Source organism: Elongatibacter sediminis, from assembly GCF_037892215.1.
Lineage (GTDB): Bacteria > Pseudomonadota > Gammaproteobacteria > Xanthomonadales > SZUA-36 > Elongatibacter > Elongatibacter sediminis.
Window position 1 is genome coordinate 70708 of sequence record NZ_JAZHOG010000007.1, and the last position, 26581, is coordinate 97288.

At 55.1% G+C, this 26581-nt stretch carries 25 protein-coding genes; 12 read left to right on the forward strand and 13 right to left on the reverse strand.

Annotation, left to right across the window (positions count from 1 at the left end; all coding sequences use genetic code 11):
- Positions 1 to 10 precede the first annotated feature (10 nt).
- The 4 genes from V3330_RS11305 (at position 11) to V3330_RS11320 (ending at position 4375) form a co-directional block, all read left to right on the forward strand.
- Positions 11 to 865, forward strand: a complete 855-nt coding sequence (locus V3330_RS11305; RefSeq protein WP_354695531.1) for an ABC transporter permease — start codon at positions 11 to 13, stop codon at positions 863 to 865.
- A gap of 3 nt (positions 866 to 868) precedes the next feature.
- Complete coding sequence (locus tag V3330_RS11310; RefSeq protein ID WP_354695532.1) at positions 869 to 2140, forward strand: ABC transporter ATP-binding protein; 1272 nt, start codon at positions 869 to 871, stop codon at positions 2138 to 2140.
- The gene (locus V3330_RS11315) at positions 2121 to 2930 is read left to right on the forward strand and encodes a class I SAM-dependent methyltransferase (protein WP_354695533.1); all 810 of its coding nucleotides are present in this window, start codon (positions 2121 to 2123) and stop codon (positions 2928 to 2930) included. Before V3330_RS11310 ends, V3330_RS11315 begins: the two co-directional genes overlap by 20 nt.
- A 929-nt stretch (positions 2931 to 3859) precedes the next feature.
- Positions 3860 to 4375: a CDP-glycerol glycerophosphotransferase family protein gene (locus tag V3330_RS11320; RefSeq protein ID WP_354695534.1), complete on the forward strand. Its 516-nt coding sequence runs from the start codon at positions 3860 to 3862 to the stop codon at positions 4373 to 4375.
- A gap of 94 nt (positions 4376 to 4469) precedes the next feature.
- Here the strand turns inward: V3330_RS11320 and V3330_RS11325 are convergent, their stop codons facing one another.
- Both V3330_RS11325 and V3330_RS11330 read right to left on the reverse strand, forming a co-directional pair.
- On the reverse strand, positions 4470 to 5480 hold the full coding sequence (locus tag V3330_RS11325) for a class I SAM-dependent methyltransferase (protein ID WP_354695535.1): 1011 nt from the start codon (positions 5478 to 5480) through the stop codon (positions 4470 to 4472).
- Positions 5481 to 5784: 304 nt separating this feature from the next.
- Positions 5785 to 6531 carry a class I SAM-dependent methyltransferase gene (locus V3330_RS11330; protein ID WP_354695536.1) on the reverse strand — a complete coding sequence of 249 codons (747 nt, stop codon included), beginning with the start codon at positions 6529 to 6531 and terminating at the stop codon, positions 5785 to 5787.
- Positions 6532 to 6619: 88 nt separating this feature from the next.
- Between V3330_RS11330 and V3330_RS11335 the strand changes: the two genes are divergently transcribed.
- The 5 genes from V3330_RS11335 (at position 6620) to V3330_RS11355 (ending at position 12288) form a co-directional block, all read left to right on the forward strand.
- Positions 6620 to 7591 carry a glycosyltransferase family 2 protein gene (locus tag V3330_RS11335; RefSeq protein ID WP_354695537.1) on the forward strand — a complete coding sequence of 324 codons (972 nt, stop codon included), beginning with the start codon at positions 6620 to 6622 and terminating at the stop codon, positions 7589 to 7591.
- Complete coding sequence (locus tag V3330_RS11340) at positions 7588 to 8733, forward strand: glycosyltransferase family 4 protein (protein WP_354695538.1); 1146 nt, start codon at positions 7588 to 7590, stop codon at positions 8731 to 8733. The genes V3330_RS11335 and V3330_RS11340 overlap by 4 nt, the downstream gene beginning before the upstream one ends.
- Entirely contained in the window at positions 8711 to 9871 is a 1161-nt protein-coding gene (locus V3330_RS11345) for a glycosyltransferase family 4 protein (RefSeq protein ID WP_354695539.1), read from the forward strand. The genes V3330_RS11340 and V3330_RS11345 overlap by 23 nt, the downstream gene beginning before the upstream one ends.
- Entirely contained in the window at positions 9871 to 11127 is a 1257-nt protein-coding gene (locus tag V3330_RS11350; protein WP_354695710.1) for a glycosyltransferase family 4 protein, read from the forward strand. Before V3330_RS11345 ends, V3330_RS11350 begins: the two co-directional genes overlap by 1 nt.
- 231 nt (positions 11128 to 11358) lie before the next feature.
- On the forward strand, positions 11359 to 12288 hold the full coding sequence (locus tag V3330_RS11355; protein ID WP_354695540.1) for a putative nucleotide-diphospho-sugar transferase: 930 nt from the start codon (positions 11359 to 11361) through the stop codon (positions 12286 to 12288).
- Here the strand turns inward: V3330_RS11355 and V3330_RS11360 are convergent, their stop codons facing one another.
- Positions 12289 to 13323: a glycosyltransferase family protein gene (locus V3330_RS11360; protein ID WP_354695541.1), complete on the reverse strand. Its 1035-nt coding sequence runs from the start codon at positions 13321 to 13323 to the stop codon at positions 12289 to 12291.
- A gap of 12 nt (positions 13324 to 13335) precedes the next feature.
- Between V3330_RS11360 and V3330_RS11365 the strand changes: the two genes are divergently transcribed.
- Genes V3330_RS11365 through V3330_RS11375 form a run of 3 tightly spaced genes read left to right on the forward strand, consistent with a single transcriptional unit; the run spans position 13336 to position 17479 of the window.
- Positions 13336 to 14109: a WecB/TagA/CpsF family glycosyltransferase gene (locus V3330_RS11365; RefSeq protein ID WP_354695542.1), complete on the forward strand. Its 774-nt coding sequence runs from the start codon at positions 13336 to 13338 to the stop codon at positions 14107 to 14109.
- Positions 14109 to 15443 (forward strand): undecaprenyl-phosphate glucose phosphotransferase, encoded by a 1335-nt coding sequence (locus V3330_RS11370; protein ID WP_354695711.1) that lies wholly within the window; start codon positions 14109 to 14111, stop codon positions 15441 to 15443. The genes V3330_RS11365 and V3330_RS11370 overlap by 1 nt, the downstream gene beginning before the upstream one ends.
- Complete coding sequence (locus tag V3330_RS11375; protein ID WP_354695543.1) at positions 15443 to 17479, forward strand: hypothetical protein; 2037 nt, start codon at positions 15443 to 15445, stop codon at positions 17477 to 17479. Before V3330_RS11370 ends, V3330_RS11375 begins: the two co-directional genes overlap by 1 nt.
- Before the next feature lie 55 nt (positions 17480 to 17534).
- On the opposite strand, the gene V3330_RS11380 is transcribed toward V3330_RS11375, so the two are convergent.
- From V3330_RS11380 to V3330_RS11425, 10 genes are all read right to left on the reverse strand, one after another.
- Positions 17535 to 18425: an HTTM domain-containing protein gene (locus V3330_RS11380; RefSeq protein ID WP_354695544.1), complete on the reverse strand. Its 891-nt coding sequence runs from the start codon at positions 18423 to 18425 to the stop codon at positions 17535 to 17537.
- Complete coding sequence (locus tag V3330_RS11385; RefSeq protein ID WP_354695545.1) at positions 18415 to 18951, reverse strand: hypothetical protein; 537 nt, start codon at positions 18949 to 18951, stop codon at positions 18415 to 18417. Before V3330_RS11385 ends, V3330_RS11380 begins: the two co-directional genes overlap by 11 nt.
- Entirely contained in the window at positions 18932 to 19351 is a 420-nt protein-coding gene (locus V3330_RS11390) for a DCC1-like thiol-disulfide oxidoreductase family protein (protein WP_354695546.1), read from the reverse strand. Before V3330_RS11390 ends, V3330_RS11385 begins: the two co-directional genes overlap by 20 nt.
- A gap of 51 nt (positions 19352 to 19402) precedes the next feature.
- Positions 19403 to 21328, reverse strand: coding sequence for an asparagine synthase (glutamine-hydrolyzing) (gene asnB / locus V3330_RS11395; RefSeq protein WP_354695547.1), 1926 nt, complete (start codon positions 21326 to 21328; stop codon positions 19403 to 19405).
- 5 nt (positions 21329 to 21333) lie between these two features.
- Complete coding sequence (locus tag V3330_RS11400; protein ID WP_354695548.1) at positions 21334 to 21768, reverse strand: FAD synthase family protein; 435 nt, start codon at positions 21766 to 21768, stop codon at positions 21334 to 21336.
- Positions 21769 to 21853: 85 nt separating this feature from the next.
- Positions 21854 to 22555, reverse strand: coding sequence for a hypothetical protein (locus tag V3330_RS11405; protein WP_354695549.1), 702 nt, complete (start codon positions 22553 to 22555; stop codon positions 21854 to 21856).
- Positions 22552 to 23532, reverse strand: coding sequence for a glycosyltransferase family 2 protein (locus V3330_RS11410; protein ID WP_354695550.1), 981 nt, complete (start codon positions 23530 to 23532; stop codon positions 22552 to 22554). Before V3330_RS11410 ends, V3330_RS11405 begins: the two co-directional genes overlap by 4 nt.
- Complete coding sequence (locus V3330_RS11415; protein WP_354695551.1) at positions 23502 to 24701, reverse strand: acyl-CoA reductase; 1200 nt, start codon at positions 24699 to 24701, stop codon at positions 23502 to 23504. The genes V3330_RS11410 and V3330_RS11415 overlap by 31 nt, the downstream gene beginning before the upstream one ends.
- On the reverse strand, positions 24694 to 25743 hold the full coding sequence (locus tag V3330_RS11420) for a LuxE/PaaK family acyltransferase (RefSeq protein WP_354695552.1): 1050 nt from the start codon (positions 25741 to 25743) through the stop codon (positions 24694 to 24696). Before V3330_RS11420 ends, V3330_RS11415 begins: the two co-directional genes overlap by 8 nt.
- Positions 25740 to 26564, reverse strand: a complete 825-nt coding sequence (locus V3330_RS11425) for an iron-containing alcohol dehydrogenase (protein ID WP_354695553.1) — start codon at positions 26562 to 26564, stop codon at positions 25740 to 25742. Before V3330_RS11425 ends, V3330_RS11420 begins: the two co-directional genes overlap by 4 nt.
- Positions 26565 to 26581 lie beyond the last annotated feature (17 nt).

The following is a 26581-nucleotide window of genomic DNA, read 5'->3' on the forward strand; positions in this document are numbered from 1 at the left end:
CGGACAAACGATGGATCGTCCCCTGAAAGAAACCGTCTACACCCCGGATTCCGAGTTGCGCCATTTCGGCCGCCTTGTGCGCCACATGGGCCAGGACCTGCTGGCCTCGCGAGAACTGGCCTGGCGCCTTTTCGTGCGCAACATCAGCGCCCAGTACCGTCAATCCCTGCTGGGCTATGTCTGGGCTTTCGTGCCGCCCGTATTTACCTCCCTGATCTGGATTTTCCTGAACTCCCAGAATGTTTTCAGCATCGGCGACACCGGCATGCCCTACGTGGTGTTTGTCATCACGGGCACGGTGTTGTGGCAGACCTTTGTCGATGCGCTCAATGGCCCATTACAAATGGTCAGCGAATCCAAGTCGATGCTGGCCAAGATCAACTTCCCGCGCGAAGCCCTGATTCTCGCCGGAATCGGACTGGTGCTCTTCAACTTCCTCATCCGCGCGTTGCTGCTGATCGGCGTGATGTGGTGGTACGGCGTGCCGCCGCAAGACGGCCTGGTGCTGGCCCCTTTGGGCGTGCTGGCGTTAATCGGCCTCGGCACCATGATCGGTGTGCTGCTGACGCCGCTGGGCGTGCTCTACCACGACATCGGGCGTGGGCTCACGGTAGCCACCCAGGCGCTATTTTTTCTGACGCCGGTGATTTACCCGGTGCCCAAAGCCGCTTTTGCAGCGACGCTGATTGGCCTGAACCCGGTGACCCCGCTACTGGTGAGCACGCGCGACTGGTTGACGACCGGCAAGGCCAGCTTGCTGCCTGGCTTCCTGTGGGTAAGCGGTGGCACCCTGGCGCTATTGTTCGCCGGTTGGATTCTCTATCGTATCGCCATGCCCCACCTGATTTCACGGATGAGTGCCTGAGCCATGAGCGACGATGTCCTGGTCAAGGTGGAAGGTGTTTCCAAGAAATTCTGCCGCTCATTGAAGCGCTCCATGTGGTACGGCGTGCAGGATGTCGCCAGTGAATTGCTCGGACGCCAGGGCGGCCACGATCAACTCCGAAAGAATGAATTCTGGGCGGTCGACGATGTTTCATTTGAGCTCAGGCGCGGCGAATGCCTGGGCCTCATCGGACCCAACGGCGCCGGCAAGAGCACACTGCTCAAAATGCTCAACGGCCTGATCAAGCCCGACAAGGGCCGCATCACCATGCGCGGCAGAGTCGGTGCTCTGATCGAACTCGGCGCCGGCTTCAATCCCATACTCACCGCGCGTGAGAACATCTATGTCAACGGCTCGGTATTGGGTTTCACCAAGAAGGAAATCGACAGAAAGTTCGACGCCATCGTCGACTTCGCCGAGATCGAAGAGTTCATTGACACCCCGGTGCAAAGCTTTAGTTCCGGGATGAAGGTCAGGCTGGGTTTTGCGGTGGCGGCTCAGATGGAGCCGGACATCCTCCTTATTGATGAAGTTCTCGCGGTTGGCGACGTCGGTTTTCGAATGAAGTGTTTTAATAGAATTCTAAAACTGAAGAATTTGGGAACTGTAATTGTTCTTGTTTCTCACTCAATGCTGGATGTTCATCGAGTTTGTTCAACAGCTGCGGTAATCAGCCCGGGAAAATTTTGTTGGTTCGAGTCGGTGAGTAGAGCAGTTTGCCTTTATGAAGAACTAAGTTTAATTCCGAATACAGTTCAACCACGGTTCGTTGCCTCACCCGCAAGAGTCGGGAAAGTTCAGCTATTTGATTCCCTCGGGCGCCCATGTAGTGAGTTTAGTACGGATGACGACATACTAATCGGGGTCGAAGTTGGCGTTGAAGAGCCAATTGTGGGTGCTAGATTGGTAATATCTGTTGATTCGGCATCGGGTCCACTCAGCTCTATCGGTTCCCCGGCGTCAGGATTTGAGTTGCGGCTTGAACGGCCACAAAACCTGGTGGTGTTTAGGCTTCACAACCTGCCACTTCTTGTAGGTTCGTACCCGGTTTCTGTCAGCCTGAGTGGTGAACAAAGAACGGAGATTTTTGATCAGGTTATTCATGCCGTGACGATCAATGTTGTTGGACCTGAACCGGAGCCCTTTGGATATGGTTTCTATCACATAATGAAACTAGAACACGGCTGGAATCAGATCTTTCCGGAGTCTGTTAAGAGTGGATGGGAGACAAATCTTGTCAAATGGTTCCAATGAAGAATGGCTGGACGCGAATCGGGCTCTTCGTATGGACGCGAATGAGTCCATATTTCCAGAAAGTAGACGGCAGCTTCACCTCGATCGATATGAATTCGCAGCCAAATACTGCACTGGAAAGATTGTGCTTGACGCTGCATGTGGTACCGGTTACGGATCAGCCATCTTGGCTAAGAGTGCAAAGCACGTAACAGGTATTGATATCGACGAAATGACTATAGAGTATGCTCGAAGCAAGTACGGCTCGGACAATACCACCTTCAATGTGGGATGCGTTGAACTCACAGAGATTCAATCAGACTCCATTGACGTGGTTGTCTCGTTCGAGACTGTAGAGCACACACTCTGTCCAAATTCTCACATGATCGAAATCTCAAGGGTGCTTAGTCCATCAGGAGTTGCTGTGCTTTCAGTCCCGAATAGATGGGGACTTTCAGACCATCATTTCTGGGATTTTGATGTGAGAATGTTGCAGCGCATTCTGAAGGGCCGGTTCGGCAGAGTTGACTACTACTACAATAATTCCAGCAACGATAATAATCGAAAGAAGGGAATTGGTCCTCTGAACCTCGAAGAGGCGGATGATGCCGAATGTCTAGTTGCAGTTTGCTCTGATGTGAACGCCGATCACACTGGTGCGCATGGCTATCAATCTGTCCTTCACGAGATTTATGACGGGGTATTTGAGCGGCATCAAGAGTTTTTGCGGTTGCAGAGTGAACTCAAGTCTGACGCGCACGGGTTTACCAGATCAATCAAAAAGATGATCAAGCGTGTAATTGCCCGATAACTGAAATTGATTGATAGTGCGGATGACTGGGTTTTCGAGCTTTGGCGAAAAGAGCAGACTTTGAGCATCTAACTCAGTGAGGAATCAGTTATACGGTGCGCCCTCTAATTACTTGCTAAGAGACTAGCGGTATTGGAATTTGGTCGGACATTTATTTCGCGAGTAGGCTTGTGAAAACGCCTCTGTCCCGAGCGTTCCCCGGGTTTGAGTCCTTGATAAGGAATTACCCAGGTGGGATACGAGAACGGTTTGGCTTTTTACTGCGTTACGCTCTCAAGTCCATCGGATTTTGCGGTCGCAAGTTGACACTGAATTTCCTGGTTACTTCCAATGCTGAGATACGCGTCTTCGAACCGATAATTCTGAAGCTCCTCAAGTTCGATCGAGTCCGTGTGAATATCGTCTATCTTACCTCGTTCGAGTTTAGTGAAGCCGTCCGCCGAGAATTCGCTGTATCCCCCCGCTTGAAAAGGACAACCGCTGTTTACCCTGTCATCGAGAGCTGTGCGAGAGCGTGCAAGGGCCTTAGCGTCGTTTGCCTGGATCACTGTATGCACCCGTATCATCATCGTATCGGAATCAGTGCTGTAAGTGCCATAAACCGAAATGGTGGCGCGTCAGTGTGCCTGCAACACGGAAGCACTCATGCTGCCAGCGTCGAAAGTCACAAATCGTCACTTTCACAGTATCAAATCGTTTGGGGAGAGTTTCTATACCGACAGCTCGTGTCCGAAAGCAGGTTTGACGCGTCTGCTGTCTTTGTCTCGGGAAATCCTCTTCATGACCAACTCGTGCGCACTGACCGGAATTCATTGGAGGAACGATTTATAGCGTTCATTGAGGAGTCAGGTGGAGATCTAGGGCATAAGAAAATAGTTATGCTGGCTACATGTTTACACACTGAATATGATGACCGAGATGATTCCTCGATGTTGTATCGCCATTACATCAGAGATATTTACGACTCCCTCAATTTTGAAGAAATATTTCTGATTATTAAGATGCATCCGAATGATTCGTTGATTCCGAATGTTTATTTGGAGGAGTTGCCAGCTCACGCGGTTCGAAGTACACATATTTTTGAGCCCAATAGTCAAACTTTTAATTTCTATGACCTCTTGTCGATTGCCGATGTCTTAATCACCCGTGCATCAACTGCGGCGGAAGAGGCGCTTCTCTTGTCAACACCATGCATTGCGTTTGATCTTTTTCAAGATGGGCCAAGCACAGGACTGGGGCGACTCCAAGAGTCTGAGTACTTTAGAATGTGTGTTCGCGGGAGTAGTGACCTGGAAGAGATCGTGCAGGAGTTACTAAACGCTCACATCACAAGTCAAGTTTCTGATACCACGTTTATTGCAGAAACAACTTACAAGTTGGATGGGTGCTCTACTGAACGGGTGTGTGAGTATTTGCTAGCGATTGCTGATAGGTCACGTAAGTGACTTTCGTGAGGCGTTGGTCCAGCCACGCACGATTTTCTGGGCAGGTCGGTATATGGCTATCCAAATGTGAAAGCTACCTCTAATTTTTGGCAACTCAATGGTTAGCGTATGGTGGTTCAGGATTTCGACGAAGTAGTTCATCGACCGCCGTTTCCGCCAGTTGAAAATCTACTGTCTCGGGAAGGTTCTCGGTGCGGTACAACGCTACTTGTCGTGCCGCTGCGTCGGGCTGTTCCATGTGCACGAAGTACATCACGTGGGCCGCTGCCACAGCTGATTTTTGTGATGTGTTAACACTGGCAATCGAGTACGAAAACACTTCGCACAACTCTTGTTCCGAAGTAGCTTCGAACCTTGTTGCTATGGTCAATTCCTCCGGGGTAGGTCGCTTTACACATCGGAACGCAACTGTAGCGCCGCCTGAAACATCCTCCAGCAAGTCGAAGCAGTGGCGTAACCGGTATTGAACAATGTGAATCCATGGAGTGAAGTAATGCTTGAAGTCCTGGTGAATCAAGATTGACCTTTCACTGAGGTGAGGATAGAAGTTCTTGGCAATCGAACTGGCCAGGCTCCAATCCTTCATAGCGTCAACGAGGAGAATCCCGATTGCCCCCCCCGTCCACTCGTAGGTGCTTAGGTCGGCCCTTGTGAGGGTAATGTTGTCCGACCACCTACTCAGTCGCTGCTGCACTTCTTCAAAAAAGGAATCACCCACGCGATAGTTTCTACGCACTACCCCCTTGTATGGGGTCATCCACTCTTCCCAAATGAATTGGTCAAACGCATATATGTGACGTGAAAACTCCGAGTGACCATCGGAAAGGCCTTTGGCGAGGGAAATGGTTGTCGAACCCATCCAGCACCCGAGATCAGCAATAGCACCCTCCAGATCCGCCGAGTCCTTCACACAGCGTCGATAGAATTCCTGTTCACTCTTGCTGGTCATCCCAACCAATCGATTAGAAGATTGGATAAGGTGCTTCAAGCGTCTGACCGCTTGGACAGCAAAATCAGGCAGCATCTTCTTGGTCGCTTCCTTTATGCCACTCATTGTCCAGTAGTACTCCATTACGCAAGTGTTGAGCCAGATGGCCGCCTGCATTGCATAAATTCCGCATCCGCTCAGAGATTATCACGCGCCCCAGGTTAGAGCCGGAGATCCTGGTCGATTTCCACGACATTTTCTACCCTTGCTTCTAATCATTGGATTGGATCAAGTCAGGGAGAGGTTGGAATGAATCCCTTTTTCTGAGAGCGTTTTTGCCGGGCAATCCGGGTCTTCAGATAGTTGCATTCTATTCGTTCGCCGGGCACGCCTTTCCTGACCTGTTTCGCCATCGCTGCCTCGAATTTCTCGACACCCTCGGGGGGAGTATCTGGTTGAGCGTGGTTGGCTCGTCAGTGACCTAAGCGCGGAGTTTTCGCAAAATCTTTCTGGAGAAGTTGGCTACCATTCCCGTGGCCGAAGTCGAATGACACGACCTTTTCAGAACGACGTCAAAGAGCCCCTTCTGGGACTGGTGAACCACCAGCTGGTGATCGCGAGGACTCGGCAACATCAAGGCAACCGCGAGCCCGCCGTACATTGAACGCGGCTCCGCATGATCGAACCCCTCGTGATGATACACGCCGGGTACGAAATCCACTTCCACGAAATGAACAAACGGGCAGGCTGCCCAGTCTGCTGCCAGTATCCCCTTTCGACACGCCGGGTTGAAGCTGTCGTGAAAAACGATGTACAGCGGCTTCACGGGTTGATACTTCAGGACATCATTGATGTCGTTGCGAACTGCTTCTGCCGTGTGCTCCCCATCAATCAGTACGAATTCCAGAGGGCAGCCGCTTGACGCTATCTTCCGGAGCAAGGGCGGCAATACGGAACGGGATCGTCCCGTCAGGAATTCAACATTGTCGAATCGCGGTCCGAGAACTTTCCGACAGTTCGGGTCGATGTCTAACGAGTACACTGAATCCGCATGCTGGGCCAGCACCTGAAGACTTCCCCCCTTGTAAGTTCCAATTTCAATTGCTACCTCGGGTTTGACGAACTCGACCAGCGAGTGAAAGGCGAACTTTTCGCAGCGGGTCATTTGCCATTCGAGCGAAAAATCGTCGAATTTGAAAGTCGGTCCATTGGGATTTGAAGCAATCATTGTTCTCGGTTTCCACAATGTGGATTGGGGAGATATTCCTCTATACTGCGTCGATCGTCCGCCAATGGCGAATTATAGGTAGTTTTTCATGCGCACGGTCACTGACTACGACGACTTGCCCCCTCCGCGGTCCAGTGAGGATGAGCCGTGGCCGGCCGCCGGAACTAAGACCTTTTCGGATTCTGGGTGGAAGGAACGCTCCGACTGGCCAAAAATCTCCATAGTTACCCCGTCCTTCAATCAGTCCAGATGGCTTGAGAAGACGATCCGTTCCGTCCTATTGCAGGGCTACCCCAACCTCGAGTACATCGTCATTGACGGTGGATCTTCCGATGATTCCGTCGACATCATTCGCAAATACGACTCCTGGATTACCCACTGGGTCAGTGAGGCGGACCGCGGTCAGAGCCATGCCATCAATAAGGGTTTCGCCATGGCCACCGGCGAGATTTTCGCCTGGTTGAACTCGGATGACTACTATTCGGCCTGGGCTTTCGATTCGGTAGTGAGAGCCTGGTTGGACCCACAGCCGAAAAGGGGAGCGATCGTCGGGGATGGTCAGATTCTGGATTCAACGGGGGGCGTCTGGTACCAACCGCCTGTGCATGTCGTTGACAAAGCGAGCATATTTCGTTGGCTGGACCATATGAACTTTATGCAACCCTCTTGCTTCTTCAGCGACGAAGCGTGGAAGAATTGTGGTCCACTCGATGAATCCGTGCACATCGCACTGGACGTTGACCTGTGGCTGAATATGGCAGAGAGGTATGAATTCCAGCGAATCGATTCGTTGCTGTCCTACTCCCTGAAGCATGGAGACGCGAAGACAACACGCCTGGAGCAGCTGATGTATGTGGACTTGGCGTTTGTGTATATCAAGCACGGAAATGAGGTGGCGGCGCGCGTCGTACTGGAAAAGCTTGCACATCTAGCCTCGAACACCGAGCGGGAACTTGAAGCCCTGCAGAATCGACCGCTCGGCAGACTGGACCAGAAAGTTCTCAAACTTTGGCAGAGGTTTTTCCAACGCCCTGGTGATTCTGGTGATTCGATTCGATGAGCAGATCCGCCAAGCTGCTTATTGTGCGGGAGACGTTTGGGCATATGGGGGACCATAGTGGATACGATTTTCTGTGCAAGCACCTGCAGAGTGCTCAACTCAACCCGGAATTCATCTGGCTGAAGGCCTCGTGGCTTACCAGGCTATCCACTCCAATCCTCAGGATTTTGAGAAAACTCGGCGTGGTTAATTCACCCTGGTTCAAAGGACACAATCTCCGGGCGGAAATCGAACTCATCTTCAGAAGCCGAAAGTCGCCGGCTACCGTTCACATTCTTTATGGCGAAAATAACCTCGGACTGCTGTCGAACAAGATGATCAAGGGACAGCGAAAACTTGTCGTTTCCATTCACCAGCCTGCCAGCTGGTGGAAGGAGCGTATTCGGGATCTCGGTGGTATGTTTGACTCGGTAGACGCACTGATCGTGCTCAGCAGCGCAGAACGGGAATACTTTTCCACTCTCACGTCCGCTAAGGTCCATTTTGTCCCGCACGGGATCGACACCAATTTCTACACTCCCGCGTGTCGGGAATTGTCGGAGCGCAATCGTGAATTGGAGACCATTTCTTGTATCTTCGTCGGCCAATGGCTGAGGGACTTTTACACATTACACGAGGTAATGCGCGCCATCTCACAGCGGCATCTCCCCATTCGCTTCGATATCGTCGTGCCGAGACATCCTGATATGGATCCCGAAATCCTCTCTCTGATCGAAAGGATTGAGCGATACCCGTTCGTCTCGTCTCATCAGCACCTGACCGACGAACAGTTGCTAGTGCTCTACCAGGGCGCAAACGTCCTCGTGCTTCCGCTAACAGAATCAACCGCTAACAATTCCATTTTGGAGGGCCTTGCGTGCGGGTTGCCCATCATAACGACATGGACGAGCGGGGTGCGCGACTATGTCGACGAATCCTGCGCAATGGTTCTCGAGCAGGGAGACGCAAACGGAATAGTCAATGCGATCATGGCGTTGGGCGACAATCCAGCACGCCAGGAAGAAATGGGGCGCGAGGCCCGTAAACGGGCCGTTTCCCTGTTTTCTTGGGAACGAGTTTCGCAGCAAATCGCTGCGATCTACTGTGATTTGAACCAACAGCGGCCGGGCACGGACCAGCATGAAAAAGCTGCTCATAATTGACCCTGCGGAGTCCTTCGGTGGTGCGGAGAGCTACGCCTTGTCCATATGCGACGCTGCAATCGATCGTGGCTGGTCGGTAGAGGCAGCATTCAATGCCACAAAACCACTGGAGGCATTCAGAAACGGATTGTCGGAGATGGGCGCCGGAATTCATCACGCTGCGCTGGAAATGCACGACTCAAACCTGCGTTCCATTCCGGCCCAGGTCGGAATGGCGCGCCATACGACTGCCTTGCTCAAGCGCGCCGATCCTGACGTCGCCCTCGTCATCTTGCCATGGCCCGGTTACGGCCTGGGCATGGCCTGTGCACTTGCCGCCTTGAGAATTCCCAGCCTGATCGTATTCCAACTAGTGCCCGCCACCAAAATGAAATACAGATGGCCTGTGCGGCGGCTATACCGCTGGACCCAGAAGCGCAAGCAAGCCTGGGTTGCTGTGTCGGAGGGAAACCGATCCGTGTTGAGTGAATCATTCGGAGTGTCCCGGTCGGAGATTGAAGTCATTCACAACGGTGTGGCCGTGCCGGATGCGGAGGGCTGCGATGACTTCGCACGCGACGAGTTGCGTAGGAATCTGTTGTCGGAATTTAACCTTCCAGATGACGCCAGGATAGTCCTGTCAGTGGGGAGGCTGGAAAAGCGTAAAGGGATTCTCGACCTTGTGAAAGCCGTGCCAAGTGTTTTGCAGGATGTTCCACAGGCCAGGTTCATTTGGGCTGGTGAGGGTAATCTCAGAAAAGAAGTTGAATCGGAGATTGCGGCTTCCGGTCTCGGCCATCACCTACTCCTGCTCGGGCACAGAACCGACGTCCCAGCTCTTCTCGACTGCTGCGACCTGTTTCTGTTTCCGTCTCATTTCGAAGGGTTTCCGTTCGCGCTATTGGAGGCGCTGGCTCACGATGCCCCATACGTAGCCTCCGATAGCTGTGGATCAACGGAGATCGGTGCGAGCGGGGAATACGGATTGCACTTTAAGTGCGGATCGAAAACCGACATGGCGGACAAGATAGTTCAAGCTCTCAAAGCGCAAGGAGAAGGTGTGAGAAAAGCGGGGAAAGGACGAGAAAGAGTGCGGGATTTTTCGATCGATACCATGAAGGCGAGTACGCTTCGAGCCATTGAAACACTTTGTCCGTGATGTCAGAGCCGCTCCGAGTCACATTTTGCGCATATGATTTTCCCAATTACGTTGGTGGCCCAAATGCATGGCTGTTGCGGTTGCTGCCGCAGCTTGGCTCCTTGGGAATCGATTGTAGCGTTCTCTTTCTAACGCTTGATGCGGAGAATTCGCCCACGGCCGAAGCACTCTTGAAGAGCGGGATACCATCGAAGGCATTCCCATTCACTCAGACTACTAGAAAGAAGATTCAATGGATTTTAGGGTGCGTTGCTGAAAATCCACCGCACGTTTTTGTCCCCAATCTGGTAATTCCTGCTTACTTTGCCGCAGGCTGGGTGCGTGCGGCAGGAATTCCAACGGTGGGTATTCTGCATTCTGATGACAGCTTCTATCACGCCATTGTTGATGAATTTTCGAGCAAAGAAGATTTCTTCCGTGTTTCCTCCCTGGTTTGCGTATCTGAGTATTTGATGCAGTCGGTCAGAGACAAGGCTTCGCCCAAGACTTCCGTTCATTATGTTCCATATGGAGTACCCGTTCCGCCGGAGACAGCTAGCCAGCCGGATGAAGATTTGAAGGTGATTTATGTAGGGCGGTTGGAAGAGGAACAAAAGCGCATATCTGAAGTCACCCGTGCATTCTGTGAAATGGTGAGGCAAGTTCCCGGAACCTGCGCCAAAATATATGGTGACGGCCCTGCCAAGACCTCAATTGCGAAAATATTGCAGGAAGAGGATAAACTCGGAAGAGTTGAAATAATGGGTAGGGTGCCCAGCGACGAGATTCAATCACACATTTCACAAAATCATGTCGTGGTTCTGTTATCCGACTACGAAGGTCTGCCCATTGCGCTGCTCGAAGCCATGGCCTGTGGGCTCGTGCCAGTTTGTTTGAATATATCGAGCGGAATTCCGCAACTGGTCAAGAACGGCGAAACGGGTCTGCTTGTGTCGGACCGGGGTAAGTCGTTCGTCTCTGCCATAAAGTCAATAAAGGCATCCCGCGAGACTTGGCAGTCTCTTTCCCAAAGCGCACGCAATATGATAATCGAATCCTACAGCGACAAGGCCTGCGCCGATCACTGGGAAGCTATCCTAAGGAAACTGGCAGATGAATGCTCTTCGACAACCATCGTAGATTTGCACGCTTCGAAAAAACTCCCACTGGTTCGCCGCGAATTTGTCCGGGAGGATTTTAGGGGCCATCATTTGCTTTTTCGCGGCCTGAATAAAGTAGACCGCGTTCTGAGAAAACTGGCCAACCACCTACGGTGATTCCTGGACTCAGTAGTTGGTTTATGGAGCGTATAAAGTGATCCCTACAAAAGACGAGCGCTCGATCTGATGCCTGCTGAGCAGGCTTCAGACCGGACGGCCGTTTGTGCGGTCATTACGTTTAACCGCATTGCCTATGCCAGATCGCTGTTCGATTCACTCACAGCCTTCAACCCGGGGTTCTCCTGCTTTGCGGTCGTTATCGACCCACCGTCGGAGCCGGATGGTGGAGTGGAACGTTCTTTCGAAATCATCCCGTTCGAAGCGCTGAATCTGGAGAATGGGCGCGGGATGTTGTTCCAGTACACGCCGTTCGAGCTCTGTTGCGCACTCAAGCCGTTCGCGTTGCGGCACTTGCTTGACCAGGGGTTTGAGCGGGTGATCTATCTTGATGCCGATATGGCGGTTTTCTCTGGTTTCGGGCCGGTTCTGGAGGCGCTGGGTTCGGCCGATGTGCTCGTCACGCCCCATCTCGATGCCCCGTTTCCTCAAGATGGCCTTCAGCCCGACGATGGTCACCTGTTGTTGAGCGGCATGTTCAATCTCGGTTTCATCGGTGTGCGCGATACGCACCAGGGCAGGGCGTTCATCAACTGGTGGGCCGACAAATTGGAACGTGGCTGCATCGAAGATCATTTCAACGGGCTCTTCGTTGACCAGAAGTACGTTGACCTGGCCGTAGGACTATTCGAGGGGCTGAGATTGTTGCGCCACCCCGGTTGTAACGTGGCCTATTGGAATCTGCACAGCCGGAAGGTCACCCGCGACGGGCAGGACTGGCGGGTTAACGGCGAGCCGCTGGTGTTTTTTCACTTCAGCGATTTCGACCCGGAACGGCCACGAATACTGTCGGGTCATCAAACCCGCTTTGATCTGTCGGAGCTGCCGGACCTGGCCGTGCTGTTCGAGAATTACAGCGCCCGATTGCGGGAGAACGGCCTGGCTGAGACCCGGCAGCTTCCCTATGGCTATTCCCGGTATCGTCAGGGGGGGGGGATTTCACCAGCGATGCGTCGGGCGTACCTGCGCGCATCGGACCGCGACCGCGTCATCAATGCGTTCGATCGCGCGCAGCATCCCATGTCGCTCAGGATTGCCGCGTCGGTTCAGTGGATTCGCCTGAGCGTGACACGCCTCGCCCACAAACTCCGACGGATATGATCATCGTCGCAGAATAAACCGGCGTGTCGCCTGTCCGATAAGTTTTCTGGCGCTGGCGTAACGCACCCGCATCGCGGGGTTGATAGCCAGGCGAAAGTCCGAGTGGTCGGCCCGTACCGAGCGAACCAGGGTGTGATGTTCGCACAGGACCGTAACGTCCGGATGCGCATTCTCGATCAAACCATATGCATGACCTATCAGCCGCTCAGTACGGTAAATACACAGGCCGCCGAAGGCGCATCGGGCCGGTAACAGCTCGCCGCGGTTCAACTGGCGCGCGATTTCAACCTGATCTGTGCGGATCTGTTCCGGTGTCTGGACATCTTCATCGAAACCCGTGGCGGGTTCGTATGCATAGGAATCCCAGTACACGGATGGCCGCCAAGGGTGGCGCAGGGAGTACCGTCGCCCGTCGCCTGCTATGGCGTCCCAGTCGTCCATGAGTCCGAAGCTGTGTTTGACGCCGTCGAGGTCAAAAGTCCAGATGTCGAGATCGACCACGATCATGAATTCTGCTGGTGCGGGTTCTTTGACCGCCTCGAGATAACGATTGCGGGCGAAGGTCATGCGCGCGATACGATTGTGTCCGAACCAGCCGCCAGATCCCGGATCGGCGCATTGATCTCCCACGTAACTGAAGTGGATCGTCTCTACTGCCGGGTTTTTGCTGCCCCAGGTATTCAATACATGGGCGGTGTCATCCAAACTGTCATTTTCCACCACGATGATTCGATGTTCCGGGAAACAGGCCGCAAGTGCCTCAATGGCGGGAATCAAGCGGGAAAGACTGTTCGCGCAGTCCCGGGCGAGTCCGCAGATGGCCACCGAACTCGCGCCCATGCGGGCAGAACCCGCCTCTATCAATTCTTGGCGTGTTTGCGGTGTGAGAACGCTGGTCATGCGGATCGCCGGTTCGAACAATGGCGCAAGACTAACAGTTTTCATCCGTTTTCTGTGCCCCGTGTACAGTCGTTTACGGTATGCTCTTGCTGACATCCCGGCCCGGGCAATGGCCCGGAATGCCAACAACACCAACCGGGTAGGGCTTTGGAAGCTGCCGAGATACTTCTGGACAAGCTCGAACGTGGGTCCGAGGGGACGCTGGAGGGGTATCTGCTGAAGGCCCTGAACGAAGGCGGATCCTCGGTGTTTTTCTGTAACGTCCACATGCTGATGCTCGCCAGCGAGGATTCTCAACTCGCTGCCGCGATGAGCGAAGTTGATCTGTTGATACCTGATGGCGTGCCGGTGGCCTGGCTCATGCGTCGACTGGGAGTGGCGCACGCGTCGGTTTTTCGCGGTTACCAGGGCATGCTGACCGTGTGCCGCCAGGCTGAGTCACTCGGCAAGCCCGTGGGGCTGTTTGGGGCAACCGATGCGGTGCTCGCGGCGCTTGGTCGGCGCCTGGTCACTGAGGTCCCCGGTCTGCGCATTACCTTCTCCCATGCTCCGCCATTCGCCGATGAGGCCGGCCTGGATCTGGATTCTTCATCAATCAGTGAAATCAACGCGCAGAATCTGCATGCATTGTTCATTGGTCTGGGATGCCCCAAACAGGAAAAGTGGATTGGACGGCACGCCGCACGGTTGAACTGCGCCTTGCTCGGAGTGGGCGCCGCGTTCGATTGGCTGGCCGGCAGCGAACCCATGCCGCCGCAATGGATGGAACGTAGCGGATTAGTGTGGTTATTCCGATTTCTGCAAAATCCATTAAAAATGTGGAAAAGATATCTGATTTATAACAGTAAGTTTCTGATTTTTTGTTTAAAAATGGTGGTGTCAGGCAGACGGCTCGGCTCATTCGGGGGATTGCGATCGTGATGCGACAGGCCAACGCCTTGCTGGTAATTATGGTCGGCTTCCTGCTGGCCTGGTGGTTGCGGTTCGGCTACGCGGCGTTACCGGAATCGTACCTCGTGGCCATGTTGGTAACTCTGGTGCTGGCAGCCGTTGTACTGCCAGCGACAGGCGCATTTCGGCAGGACTTCGAATGGGCGATCATGCGGCGGGTCCGTCGCTTGCTGGCGGGTTGGGCCATTGTTGTTCTGGGGCTCGTAAGTTTGGCTGCAATGCTCAAAGCGACTGATACGTTCTCGCGCATCTGGTTCGGGTCTTGGGTTCTGATGACATCGGTTGGGCTGGTAATGGTTACCTTGCTAGCCCATGCGGCCGCCGTTCGCGAGCGGCGCAGGGAGCAGTCAGCACGGCCTGTGATCCTGGTGGGCGCGGGTGATGCGGCGCGGCGAATTGAACGAAGACTGCGTGATGACCCAGCCACCCGGATGAACCTGGTGGCCTGTTTCGGGGAATCCTGGAGCGATGAACCGGTGCGGCAACTGGCTGAACTGGAGGAGTACCTCATGTCCCACCCGGTTCGCGAAGTGTGGATTGCGGTTCCCTGGGATTGCAAGGATTTGCTCGACCAGGCACTGGAAGCGCTGCGCGAGAGCGTGGTGGACGTGAATGTCGTGCCGGACCTGCACCAATACCGTTTGCTCAATCAGAACATCATCGAATGGGGTGGCTTGCCCGTCATCAGCCTGGCGGGAACGCCGATGACCGGCGCAGAGCTGCGCCTGAAAGCCGTTTTCGACTGGGGGGCCGCGCTCGTGTTGATGTTGTTTCTGAGTCCACTGATGTTGCTGATCGGCCTGATGATTCGTGTTTCCAGCCCGGGGCCGGTTTTATTTCGTCAACAGCGGCAGGGCCTGGGCGGCGATCCGATCAGTATTCTCAAATTCCGAACCATGAAGTTGCATTCAGACGGACCGGGGCAGATGAGGCAGGCCACGCGGGAAGATGAGCGGGTGACCCGCGTGGGCCATTGGCTACGGCGCTCGAGTCTCGATGAACTGCCCCAGTTGTTCAATGTGCTCAAGGGCGAAATGTCGCTTGTCGGCCCACGCCCACATCCCACCGAACTCAATCATGTATTCAAATCCAACATACCTCGATACATGCTGCGGCATAAGGTCAAGCCTGGCATAACGGGTTGGGCCCAGGTAAACGGTTTCCGCGGTGAGACCGAGACCCCTGAGAAAATGGCGCTGCGCATCGAGCATGACCTGTGGTACATCCAGAACTGGTCGTTGTGGCTGGATTTGAAAATATTGATGATGACACCACTGGTGTTGATGCACAGGAATGCGTACTGATGAGCCTGCAGGATCCAGTCAATGCAACAGTGGAGGCAGGGCAGTCAGGCCCGGCAGTGGGGCGGCGCTCGTGGGGCGGCGTGGCGGGCCTGGGGGGCGTGCTGGTTTTGTTGGCCGTGCTGGGTCAGGTGATCTATGGGCTGCCGTGGAGCGAAACCGTGCTGTTCTTCGTGGGCGCGTTTGTGGCGTTCTACGTTCCTGGCGCACTGCTGCTGCGCTTCACCGAAGTCAAGCAGCTCGATTTGGTGACCCGTGCGTCCCTTTCCATGGCGTTGGGGCTGTCCGTGTTCGCACTTTGGTACCGGGTTCTGCGCGAAACCGGGATGGCGGATTTTTTATTGCTTCCGCTGCTGGTGGTGACGGTGCTGGCCTGGCTGATCGGGCACTGGCGTTTTGCGTCGGTTCCCGCCCCTGCTCCAGGTCAGGGTGAGGGCTGGGCGCTGGTGCTGGTATTGGCGGGGGTGCTCGGGCTGCTCCATCTGAGCCATTTTGGCGATGTAATCTGGGCCGGAGAGGGGCTGGAGCTGCGCAATCTGTATCTGGCTGAATCCGTATTCCACCTCGGGTTGGTCAATTCGCTCACCAGCACTTTTCCGCCGCCATCGCTGTATGCGGCCGGCAGTGGCGATTTCGCCCATTACCACCTTGGCATGCATCTGCAGATGGAAGGTCTGCACCGGCTGACGGGGGTCGGCACCCTGCGCCTGGTGAGCTTTTATTTTCCGCTGTTGTACTTTGCCTTGTTGTCGTCACTGGCCTTCTGTTGGGTGCGCCTGCGGGGCGGGGCCATTTGGCTGGCGGCTCTGGCGGCGCTGCTCGTTTATGGCGCGGACCTGTCATTCATCCCGCGCCTGCTGGAACGTGACGGGCTGCCGTACACTAACTATTTTCCCGGTACCATCTGGTCGCTGTTCACCCTCAACGGCTATTTGCCGTCGCTTCTCGCCTTGTTCGCCGGCATCATAGCGCTGGATCGCTACTTCCGGGAGCAGCGCGTCGGCTGGCTCGCGGTGTTCGTGCTGTGCGTCATGGGTGCGTTTAGCATGAAAGTATCCATGAGTCTGCAGATGGCCAGCGCCGCGCTCGCTACCGGACTGTTGTGGCGTTACCTGAAGCCGTCCGCCGGTGTGTCGTTGGGGTTGATCGTGACGAGCGGTTTCATGCTGGTACTGCTCATCCTGGCTGGTTTGTCACAGGGTGCCGATGCCGAGCGCACAGTGATCAACCTGCAACCGTTTGGCGTCATGCAAACCAGCCTGAGCCGGTTGGGGCTCGGCGATACCGACATCGTCTGGTACCCGTTCTGGCTGTTGTTGTTGCCGCTGGGCGCGCTCGGTGTGCGGGCGATTGGCGCCTGGTCTGTTTACGAAGGAATAATGCGGCGCAGTTCAGGCGATGCGGCATTAGTATTCATCGGGGTATTCGTGCTAGTCGGTTATGTTGTCTCGGAACTGTTTTTCATCGGGCCCAAAGGCGGTCAGAACAATGCGGCGTGGTTTTACGTCCAAGGTTTGATGGGTGCCTGGCTTGCGCTATTCGCGGCATTGGCAGCCTGGCGCTACGATGGTTGGCGCCCAATCACCGCGCTTGCTGTGATCGTTGTGCTCGCCATGCCAACCACTATCCAGTTTCTGGCGAAACGCAGTGCCGATAGCTACGCTCACTATGATGCTTCGGCGCTGGTAGTGGTGGAATACCTGAAATCTACCGATCCGAATGCCGTGGTGCTGCACCCGTTGAACCTCGATGAACCCTCGCTGGCCGCGAACCTCGCCGGGCGCAGTTCCGTGCTGAGTCCGCACCTCTCGTTTGTCGTCCAGTCAGCGGGGTTGACGCAGCGCAGTTCGGATGTGTTGAAGTTTTTTGATGAATCGGCGACGCCGCAAGAGCGGATCGAGATTCTCGACCGGTATGGCGTTAATTACATCTATCTGTCGCCGGAGCAAGCGGACTGGGTTTCCGAACTGGATGGTGTTGCTCAGGTGCTGAGGAACGAGTCTCTGGTTCTGTTCGCCTACAAGCGCAGCGGCTTATGACCGCGGAATGCAGATAAAGAAGTAATCACTCTCCGTGCCCCTGGGCAGGCTTCCGTTAGTGCCAGATACGGATAGCCAGAAGTCCAAGTATGAGCAAAAGGATGACGGAGCAGATCAGTGTGTATGCAAGCAGCAGGATTTTGTCAATTGCAGAACCGCCCCAAATGCTGCTTAGCGAGATCGACATTGATTTTGGCGCCCACGCGATAAAGCAGAAGGGATAAAGGGAATTGTAGAGTGTCCCTACAGTAGTCATCAGAATGCCCAGGTGGAACGGTAGGGCGGTAAGCATCACGAGCTTTAGCGCAGTCCTCCGGAATACCAGCAGGCCAATTGGCAAAATAATGAGTTCGGCAATCAAGGCATACCAGGCCATTGGAACTGAAAGTGATTTTCCCAGAAACGGTAGCAAGTCCCCAAGAAACGTGTATTTGGGCGTGGATTCCAACACGTATTGCACAACAGCGCCTTCAAGGTAATCCATGGATAGCTTGTTGAGGCCGGCAAGGAAATACGTAATGACGACCGTTATCTTAATGAAGTCGAGTGCTTTAGGGCTCTTGGAGTACTGAAAAATGCCAACAAAGGTAAATATCAGCGTGGACAGCGCCAGATCATGATGAAACGCGTATAAATCGGCGGTCAACGCAAATAAATTTCCGGCTGAATGTACAAAAAATGCCGCTGCGGCAAATCGTGTAAAAACGAGTGGCAACGAGAACCAGAATAAGGCGGTTACAACGTAACCGGTAGCCTGCATCTCCAGTAACGGGTGAGCAATCAATGGAAAATGAAAAACGGTTACATCGGTGAGCCTGTAGAAATCGTATAGAAATGTATTTCTAACTGCGTTGAGAACGAGAAGCAGAGAGAAACCGGCCAAAATGAATTGATCTCGGCTGAACTTAAGGTCAATTAGCCTGGGGTGGCGCCGTTTAGTTGGCATGGCTATCGCACGATTCCAATGCAATCTGCACGACATAATCGCGTGTTTTGTTGATTATCAACTCATTGCGATAGTAGTAGTTCTCAAGCTTGTCGATCCAAAGTTGGTGTTGGTATCGGCAAAAGAACGCCTTGACGGCAGGTTCGTACAGTTGCGGATGCGTTGTGCTCAAGAAAGCCCGCTGATGCCACATGTGGTTGTGGATGAACTCAGTAATATCTGTAACTTCGGTTTCGCCGACTCGTATCAATTTGCTCGTAGGTGAACGGCTATCTTCATCGAATGCGTCCACCAGGTGATACTTGTACATATTCCAGGAATAAATCTGACTGCCATTGAAAAAATCTGCGTACGGGGTGTACTGGCGGAGGCCCAGAATCAGCAGTAACGATGCGTAGGCGATCAAGCTGAAATTGTTTATGTTTATCTGGAGGCCTATAAACGGGCGCACGGCAGTGAGTATTTTTTTCAGGTTGGTGTTCGAGCGAGTGGAAGTGCTTCGGAGTTCATGACGAAATGCGGTCATGTTTGCCAATTCGTCTGCGCCCAAGCAGGAAAAGGGTGATATTCCTTCCGGCCCGCAGAATCGGATACAAAAAACCGGAGATCGCGCGGTGTCTGAAAATGGCTGCGTTGATTCTATTGAAAAAGGACGAAGTACTTGTAAGCAGAGCCAATCGCGTCATGCAATCGGAGCCATGATACAAGTGGCCTTCAAATTTGAGAACCATGCCTTCATCCAGATCGAGTCCCGCACGAAAGACTTCATCTACAAGTGGGCCACCGAGTCTTGCATTGACCAAAACGACTTCTCCCACCGCTTCCCTTAATTTCATGAGACGAACGTAAGCTGAACAAAACGGACATTCACCATCGTAAATCAAGGCTGCGGGTGGGTTGGAATTCTTGGCTTTTTTTATGGCCATACTGCGATATAGAGTATCACTGACTCTCTTGAGTTTGCGGGTCTTTGCGCTTCAATCACAGCACGCGCGCATGAACATTTCGTTGTTCATTAACATCCATAGTTGCTGCGCCGCGCCAGGATCTTTTTCCACACGCTCTCCCTGCAGCAAATGCTCGAGTGACTTGTTGTTGTAAATTCCTCGTTCCCGTGCGGTTTTTGAGAGCAGTAAGTCTCGAGCAGTGTTCCGAAAATTCCCCTTGAACCAGGTGTGCAGGGGAACCGGAAAGGCGACCTTGTTGCGATAAAGAATGTTATCGCTGAGCAAGGGCTCGAAGACCTTCTTCAGAGCATACTTGGGCGTGTCGTACACTTCGCTGATTTTATCGGAGGTCAGAGCTTCGTAGTGCTCACGTTTGCTTCCGTCCAGCCAGCGCAGCTTGTAGTGCACAGGCATGCTCAGAACAAACTCCACCAGGCGGTGGTCGATGAAAGGAACCCTGCCTTCCACGCTGGCAGCCATGGTAGCGTTGTCCAGTCTCTGCAACAGCCCGGGCAGATGCAGTTTCAGAAAGGTGTATGAGATCCGGTCTTCATAGGTGGCATCACGGACCTTGTCAAAACACTGCTCGAAGTCTTCACGCAGGTTTTCCTCGATAGCTGGGAGCGGAATGTCCCTGGACAACAATGCCTGCTTATCCGTAAAGGGCGTATAGGAATACAAGTGAAGGAAATGATCGAGTTCGGATGCAAAACCGGTTTCACCATAGCGTGCCCTGGCGTTTTCCAGAAACGTTGCACGGGCCTCGGGCGAGGACCAGACATAGCCCGATTGCAGACGTTCGAAGTCGAAAGCGGATCTGAAGATCCGGCCATATCCCATGAAGAGTTCGTCTGCGCCCTCCCCGGAAAGCACAACCGTGATGTGTTTTCGTAGTTGCTGCGACAGCCGCCAGATGGGAACCTCGTTGGGTACGGCCAAAGGGGCGCCCTTCAAACGGATCAGGTCCTCCATGGCCTCGAGGTAATCGTCGGGTGATTGCCTGATCTCGTAGTGATCCGTTCCGTACTGTCGTGCCACCTCGGCTGCAGGTTCAAATTCGTTATACCCTTCCAGATCAAAGCCAATGGTGAATGTCTTGATGGGCGTGTTCGAAAAATCAGCCATCGTGGCAACCAATCCGCTCGAGTCGACACCCCCGGAAAGGTAAGCGCCGACGGGAACATCGGATACCAACCGATAGGCTACGGAACTGCGAATCAGTTCCGTTAGCCGTTGCAGGTAATACGCCTCGCCTTTGTCAACTTTTTCCCCGTTGGCGATTTCGCAGGGGTCCCAGTAGCACAGGCGGTCGATCCCGGAAGCTCGCACCACGAGGCGCTCGCCAGGACCCAGGCTGGTCACGCCGCTGAAATAGGTTCGGTCACCGAGCGGATAGCGAAAGGACAGGTAGGATGACAGGGCCTCCAGCGAATAACTTCCTGGCTCGGCGATGAGATTCAACGACTCGAGCGTGGATGAAAATGAGATGCGCCCGCCCTGCGCTTGATAGTAAAGCGGTTTGATGCCCAGTCGGTCACGGACGAGGTGGGCCTCACGCTTGTGCATGTCGACGTAACAGAATGCGAACATCCCGATGCAACGTTCGATGAATTCTATGCCGTCTGTGACAAGCCCCAGTAACAACACTTCGGTGTCGCTTTCCGTACAAAACTCAATTCCACGCCGACGCAGATCTTCTTTCAGTTCACGAAAGTTGTAGATTTCCCCGTTGTAAATCAGGACATGCTTCGAATCGCGAGTGACCATGGGTTGGGCAGAGCGCGAGTCCAGATCGAGGATGCTCAGCCGTCGGTGGCCGAGCAGGCAGTGATCAGTCTCAAAAATTCCACTGTCATCGGGTCCGCGATGGTGCTGCCGCAACAACGCCTGCTCGAAACGCTCACGGTTCCGATCGAATCGTTTAGAGAAATCGATGGTTCCGAGAATTCCACACATGGCTATTACTTGGCCGGGCCCAATTGGCTGCGTCGTTCGTCGAGGATTTCGTTGATTTTGGTGGAGGAGGTCGTTTGCGTGTATGGAAAATAGACGATCCGTACGCCGGCATCATCGAATTTTCCCTGAATGTCCTGCCATTTTTCGCTCTGGTACCAGTCGTCACCTACGAACATCACATCGAACTGGAGTTTGCGCCAGGCTTCGAATTTGTCCATGGTTTCCTGTGCGATGACAACATCGACGCATTTGATGTTGCGAACGATCTCCATTCGCTCAACAAAGGGTATGACGGGTTGTTTTTTCTTGTACTCCAGCATCAGATCATCGGTTGTGACTCCGACGACCAGACGATCGCACATCGCGCGAGCGTTGCGCAAAATGTTGAGATGCCCGATGTGAAAAAGATCGAAAACGCCGGTGGTATAGCCAATAATCACAGTGTATTCCTCCGGTGATTGGTACGCATGGATGGCGCCGGTGGCAGGTGCGTCCGTAATGCGAGCGTTTCGGCTGGCACGTGGCTCAAGCCACCCACAACCACTGCCCGGTCGGCCGCATGAATCGCGCGCCGATGGATGCATAAATATTGTGTACCGGGCTATTCTGAATGCTGAATGCCGCCCAGCCCAAACGGTGGCCTCGGCTGGAAAAAGCCTGATAGGCTTTCAGGAACAGTAGCAGTCCCGAAATGGTGCTTTTTCGGCTGAGCATGGCCAGGGTGAGATTTAGCCCGACGCCGGACGAATCGTCACCCAGATACCAGCCTTCAACTTCCCCCTGGTGCAGCACGCGCAGGGACGCCGCCGGATGCCTGGCCAGGTGTTCGTTACTCCACAGCGCATAGCGCTCGTTGACACGTTCGGGGGTGATGCCGGGCAGTTTGAAGAAGCGTTCGTGCTCGAAGGGTTTCATCTCGCCAGCCGTTACCGTGAAAGGTGTCTGGTCGGCGAATTCCACCGATAAGGAGGCGAGGCTTTCCGGGGCCGGCAGGCGGCCGAGGTTCAGGCGGTAATTGATTTGCGTATCCACCTGATAAAAACCGGCCGCATGGATGGATGGCAAGTCCACCGGTGATTGTTCCAGCGGCATGCGGAATTCGACCCATTCGAAGGCTGCCAGGCGATCACGCTGCTCATCAGCGGGCAGCGCGAAAAAGCCCGGGTTGGTGACGATGCCGACAGGAGAGCCCCACCACCGGGAGTTGAACTCATGGGTCTCGATCATGGTGAATTCGCCTCACCGTCGGCCGTCTCGGACGCAATCACATAGCAAGGCTGGTTCAGCGCGCGCTGATGGATACGCCCGATGTATTCGCCGATGATGCCCAGCGAGAACAACTGCACCCCCGAAAAGATCGCAATGGCCGATGCCAGGAAGGTAAAGCCGGGCACCGATCTGCCGTAAACCAGGAACATGAGCAGAGAGTATATGAGCACGCCAAACCCGAACAGTGTGAACGTGAAGCCGATAAGGCTGGCGAGTTTCAGGGGCCGAGTGCTGAAACTCGTGACCACGTTGGCGGTGTGGCGCAACAGTTTCCACAGGGTATAGCCTGAGCGTCCTGACGCCCGGCTGCGGTGATCGACAGTGACGGCGCAAAAATCGGTCGTCGCCCAAGTCAGCAGCACGTCGATGGAAACATGCTTGGAGTTGAAGTCAGCAAAAGCGTTCCGCAGCGATGCGCGAAATGCCCGGAACGCACTGGTGCGGCTGGCGTGCTGGTAACCCAGTCCGATGCGTAGCGCGATCTTGGCGAACACTGAGGCAAAGTCACGAAACAGCCCATGCCGCCCTTCAGCGGGAATACCGTAAACCACGTCGTGGCCCTGCTCGAGTTGTGCCAGCAGCTTCGGTACTTCCTCGGGTGGGTTCTGAAGATCATCATCCATTGTAACGATCACCGCTCCGCGGGCCCTTCGTATACCGGCCAGCAGGGCGTTGTGCTGGCCGAAATTGCGCATCAGGTTAAGGCCTTGCACGGATGGATAAGTCTGTGCCAGTTTCTGGATCACCCTCCAACTCGCATCCGGGCTGCCGTCGTTGACCAGTATGATTTCCAACGACCACTTGAGATCGGCGAAAGCATCAACAATCCCTTGAACCAGTGGTTCGATAGTCTCCGCCCCGTTGTAAACGGGCACGACCACCGTCACTAATCCGGTTGCTTGGGTCATGAGTGAACCTCCATCGCCGAGAAACACTGGCGCCAGTAGTCCTGGCCGTCCCAGACTGCGCCGAAATGATGCATGCGTGCCAGGGGGACAAAGCGTAACACCGGTGTGCCGGCCAGCAAACGCAACCATTCGGAATCCGTCGGGTCGGTAAGTGCATGGCCAAGTGTCTGAATGTTGTCCGGCAGGCCAGCCACGGCTTGCTCGCGGCTGGCCGCAACGAAGCGCAGAGCCATGGGCGAGTCGAACGCTTCGAGGTCGATGCTGCCGCAGGCGAGTACGGCGCCGTGACGTTCGGTAACACGCGTATCCCAGCCCAGCGCCAGCGCCCACTGACTGGCCAGCAGATTGCTCGAAGCGACGTGCATCGGTGGATCATGGCGGATGACCTGTGGCCAAAGTTCAGCCACGCGGTCGCGCATTGAGCGAGCCTGTTCGGGTGTGCCGTCCGGCACAACAACGCGGCGCGGTGAGGTGCACCCGGCCTGGCCGTAAATCGCGAAAACCTTGATCAGCGTCGTCAGGATCGCATCGTCTGCGGCATCATGCGCTATCCATGCTTCCGAGCGACGATCAGCGAACGAGAAGCCCACGGAATCCACCGGATGGGGCAGGGCGTGGATGGCGCTGGCCGCGTCGTCGGATCCGAACACGATTCGGACGGCCGATTCCTCAGCGAACTCAAGCTGACGGCGGTCACCGCGCTCGAATGTTTCAGCCGTGACACGGGATTCCAGGTAGCCGCGTAACGCACCGTCGGGAAGATGGGTCACGGCGTACTTCAGAAACTCACCGCACAGGTCTTCTGCCAGCGAGCCGAGCTTGAGCCGGATGCGCTGGCCCGTCAGGCTCAGCAGTATCAGGGTGAGCGGACCCAGCAGCGAGACGTTGTTGGGTAGCCAGACTGCGATGGCGCCGCGCGGCCGATAGATCCAGTGTGATGGCGCGTCGGGCTCGTCATGGCCATCGGCATCGGTCAGCGGCGCTCCGAAACTTTCCGTAAACGTGGACAGGAGATTTTCCGGATCCAGAAAAGTTATGAGATAGGCCCACTCGTCGCGTGTGAAAGCAGACGGTACCGAGCGCGCCATGAGCCGCCGCAATGCGGCCCAGTCCGCGATAATGCTGTGGTACTCGAAGGGCAGCACCACGGTCACGGGCCCGTTGGTGGAGTGGAACCGGGCCAGCGAGTCAGACATTGGCGCAGCCCCGGATTTCGGCCTTGGGCACGCGGCCAATGAGTTCGAAGCGCGTCCCTGAACGACCGCAGGCACATTCTCCGGGCACGAGCCGCCCCAGGTCCTCCGTCAGAACATTGTGGTAAGGCGCACCGCGGGGCAGGGTGTTCATCAGCTGCAATTGACCGGGCTCACTCGTCAGCGGCGCCAGCGTCCAGGGATCACGGACTAGCACGTCAGCCCACACTGGAGGGTGACGGTAGCCGGACGCGCACAGTGGGAAGATAATACCGACCTGCTCGACCAGTCCGTAGAAGTCCGTCACCGCCGATTCCGCATGCAGTGTAGAGGTCAGTGTGTCGTTGAAGTGTTCTGGCTCAATCTGCATCGCCTCCAGTTTTTTCCAACCCCCGCTGTGAACGAAATGGATACGTTTGCCGGAGAGCGCCTGGCGTACCGAAGTCGGTATCTCAGCAGCCGCCCAGGCGAGCCACAGCATCCAGGTGAATCCGTACACCAGCAGACTGTCATGTCCGTGCAGCTTTTCTTCCAGCAGATCCCATTTCAGGCTGGCCGGATTGTCGGCGTCTTCCAGCAGGAACTGAATCTCCGAAGCCAGCGGCCGCAGACTGAGTGCCGCTGCGATGCGGGCGGAGACCTCGCCGCGTGCGCGCAGCGACTTCGCGCTGTCGAGCACCAGCAGGGGCCGCATCTGGTCACCAACGAAATCGCGCAGTATGGCGAGCGTGCTCGCCGACTGCAGTTGCGAACTGGTTCGATCCAGCGCAATGCGGCTGGCGACCCCGCTGCTGGTGGCCGAGGATTTCAGGGTGCGCTCGTGGTGGATTCCTTCGGCCTCGGTTCGAAGGTTGATCTGCTTGAACAGACCGACGTGCAGCCAGGGCAGGGAGGCGCGGTCGTCTGCACCCTGAAACATGGGGCAGATATGGCGATAGTGCGCGCAGCCATCGAGGTGGTAGCGCGTCAATTCGTTCATCTCCCGCAGGAACTCGGCATTGTCGCGCGGACCGTATGGTCGTCGTTCGTCGAGTAACTGGCTCACTCGAAGCTCCTGTCCAGGAACCAGGATCGGGTGGACTCGCGGACCAGGGCGCTGTTCGTGCGAGTGCACACGTCCCGAAGTATGTCCGGCCACATGGCATCCAGTGTTTTCAGGGTCTGATCGTACACCGAAGGGTCGTGCAAGTCGCGGAGGCGCTCGAACACGGCGGCTTCATCCAATTCGTGACGATCCGCGAGATCGGTCCACTTGTCGTTGCGGTTGCGGTTGAACTCCATGACTGGCCATATGAAATTAGCGCACAGGCGCGCGTGACCCCAGCCGGCTTCGGGCTGCGCTTTACGTAACGGACCTTCCAGCGTGTGCGCGATGCCGTGAACCAGTCCGACGCTCGATTGCGCCTGGGCGGCGCAAGCCTGGGCGCTGGGCTCGAACCAGGCGGGGTCGTTGGTCAATGGTAGCCCGGTCAGTTCCCGGATGATGACAGCGAGTTGGGATCGCAATTGCGCTGAGGCGAGGGGGGAGAGAAAGCCTTCCAGTGCGTGCGACCAGGTATCGCCACAGGCATCTCGGGCCCGCGGTACCGGAATGGACTCGGCCAGCTCCGGCCAGACGCAGCGCTCGTTGGGTACAAGGCGATCGTCGATGTGTATCCGCTTTTCGCCGTTGCGGTTCAGTACGGCGACCGGAGAGCTTTCCGCGCCACTGCCCCAGATGGAAGGAATGGCGATGAGCCGAGTGTCTGGTGACTTCGTGAAACGCCAGTATTTGGCTTCGTCCATCAGCTTCCCACCGCCGACCACAATCAGGGTTTCCAGCCCGGCTGCAAGCTCGTCAATATCCCGGGCTGTCGCGAACGGCAACGCCGCTATCCGGTCGC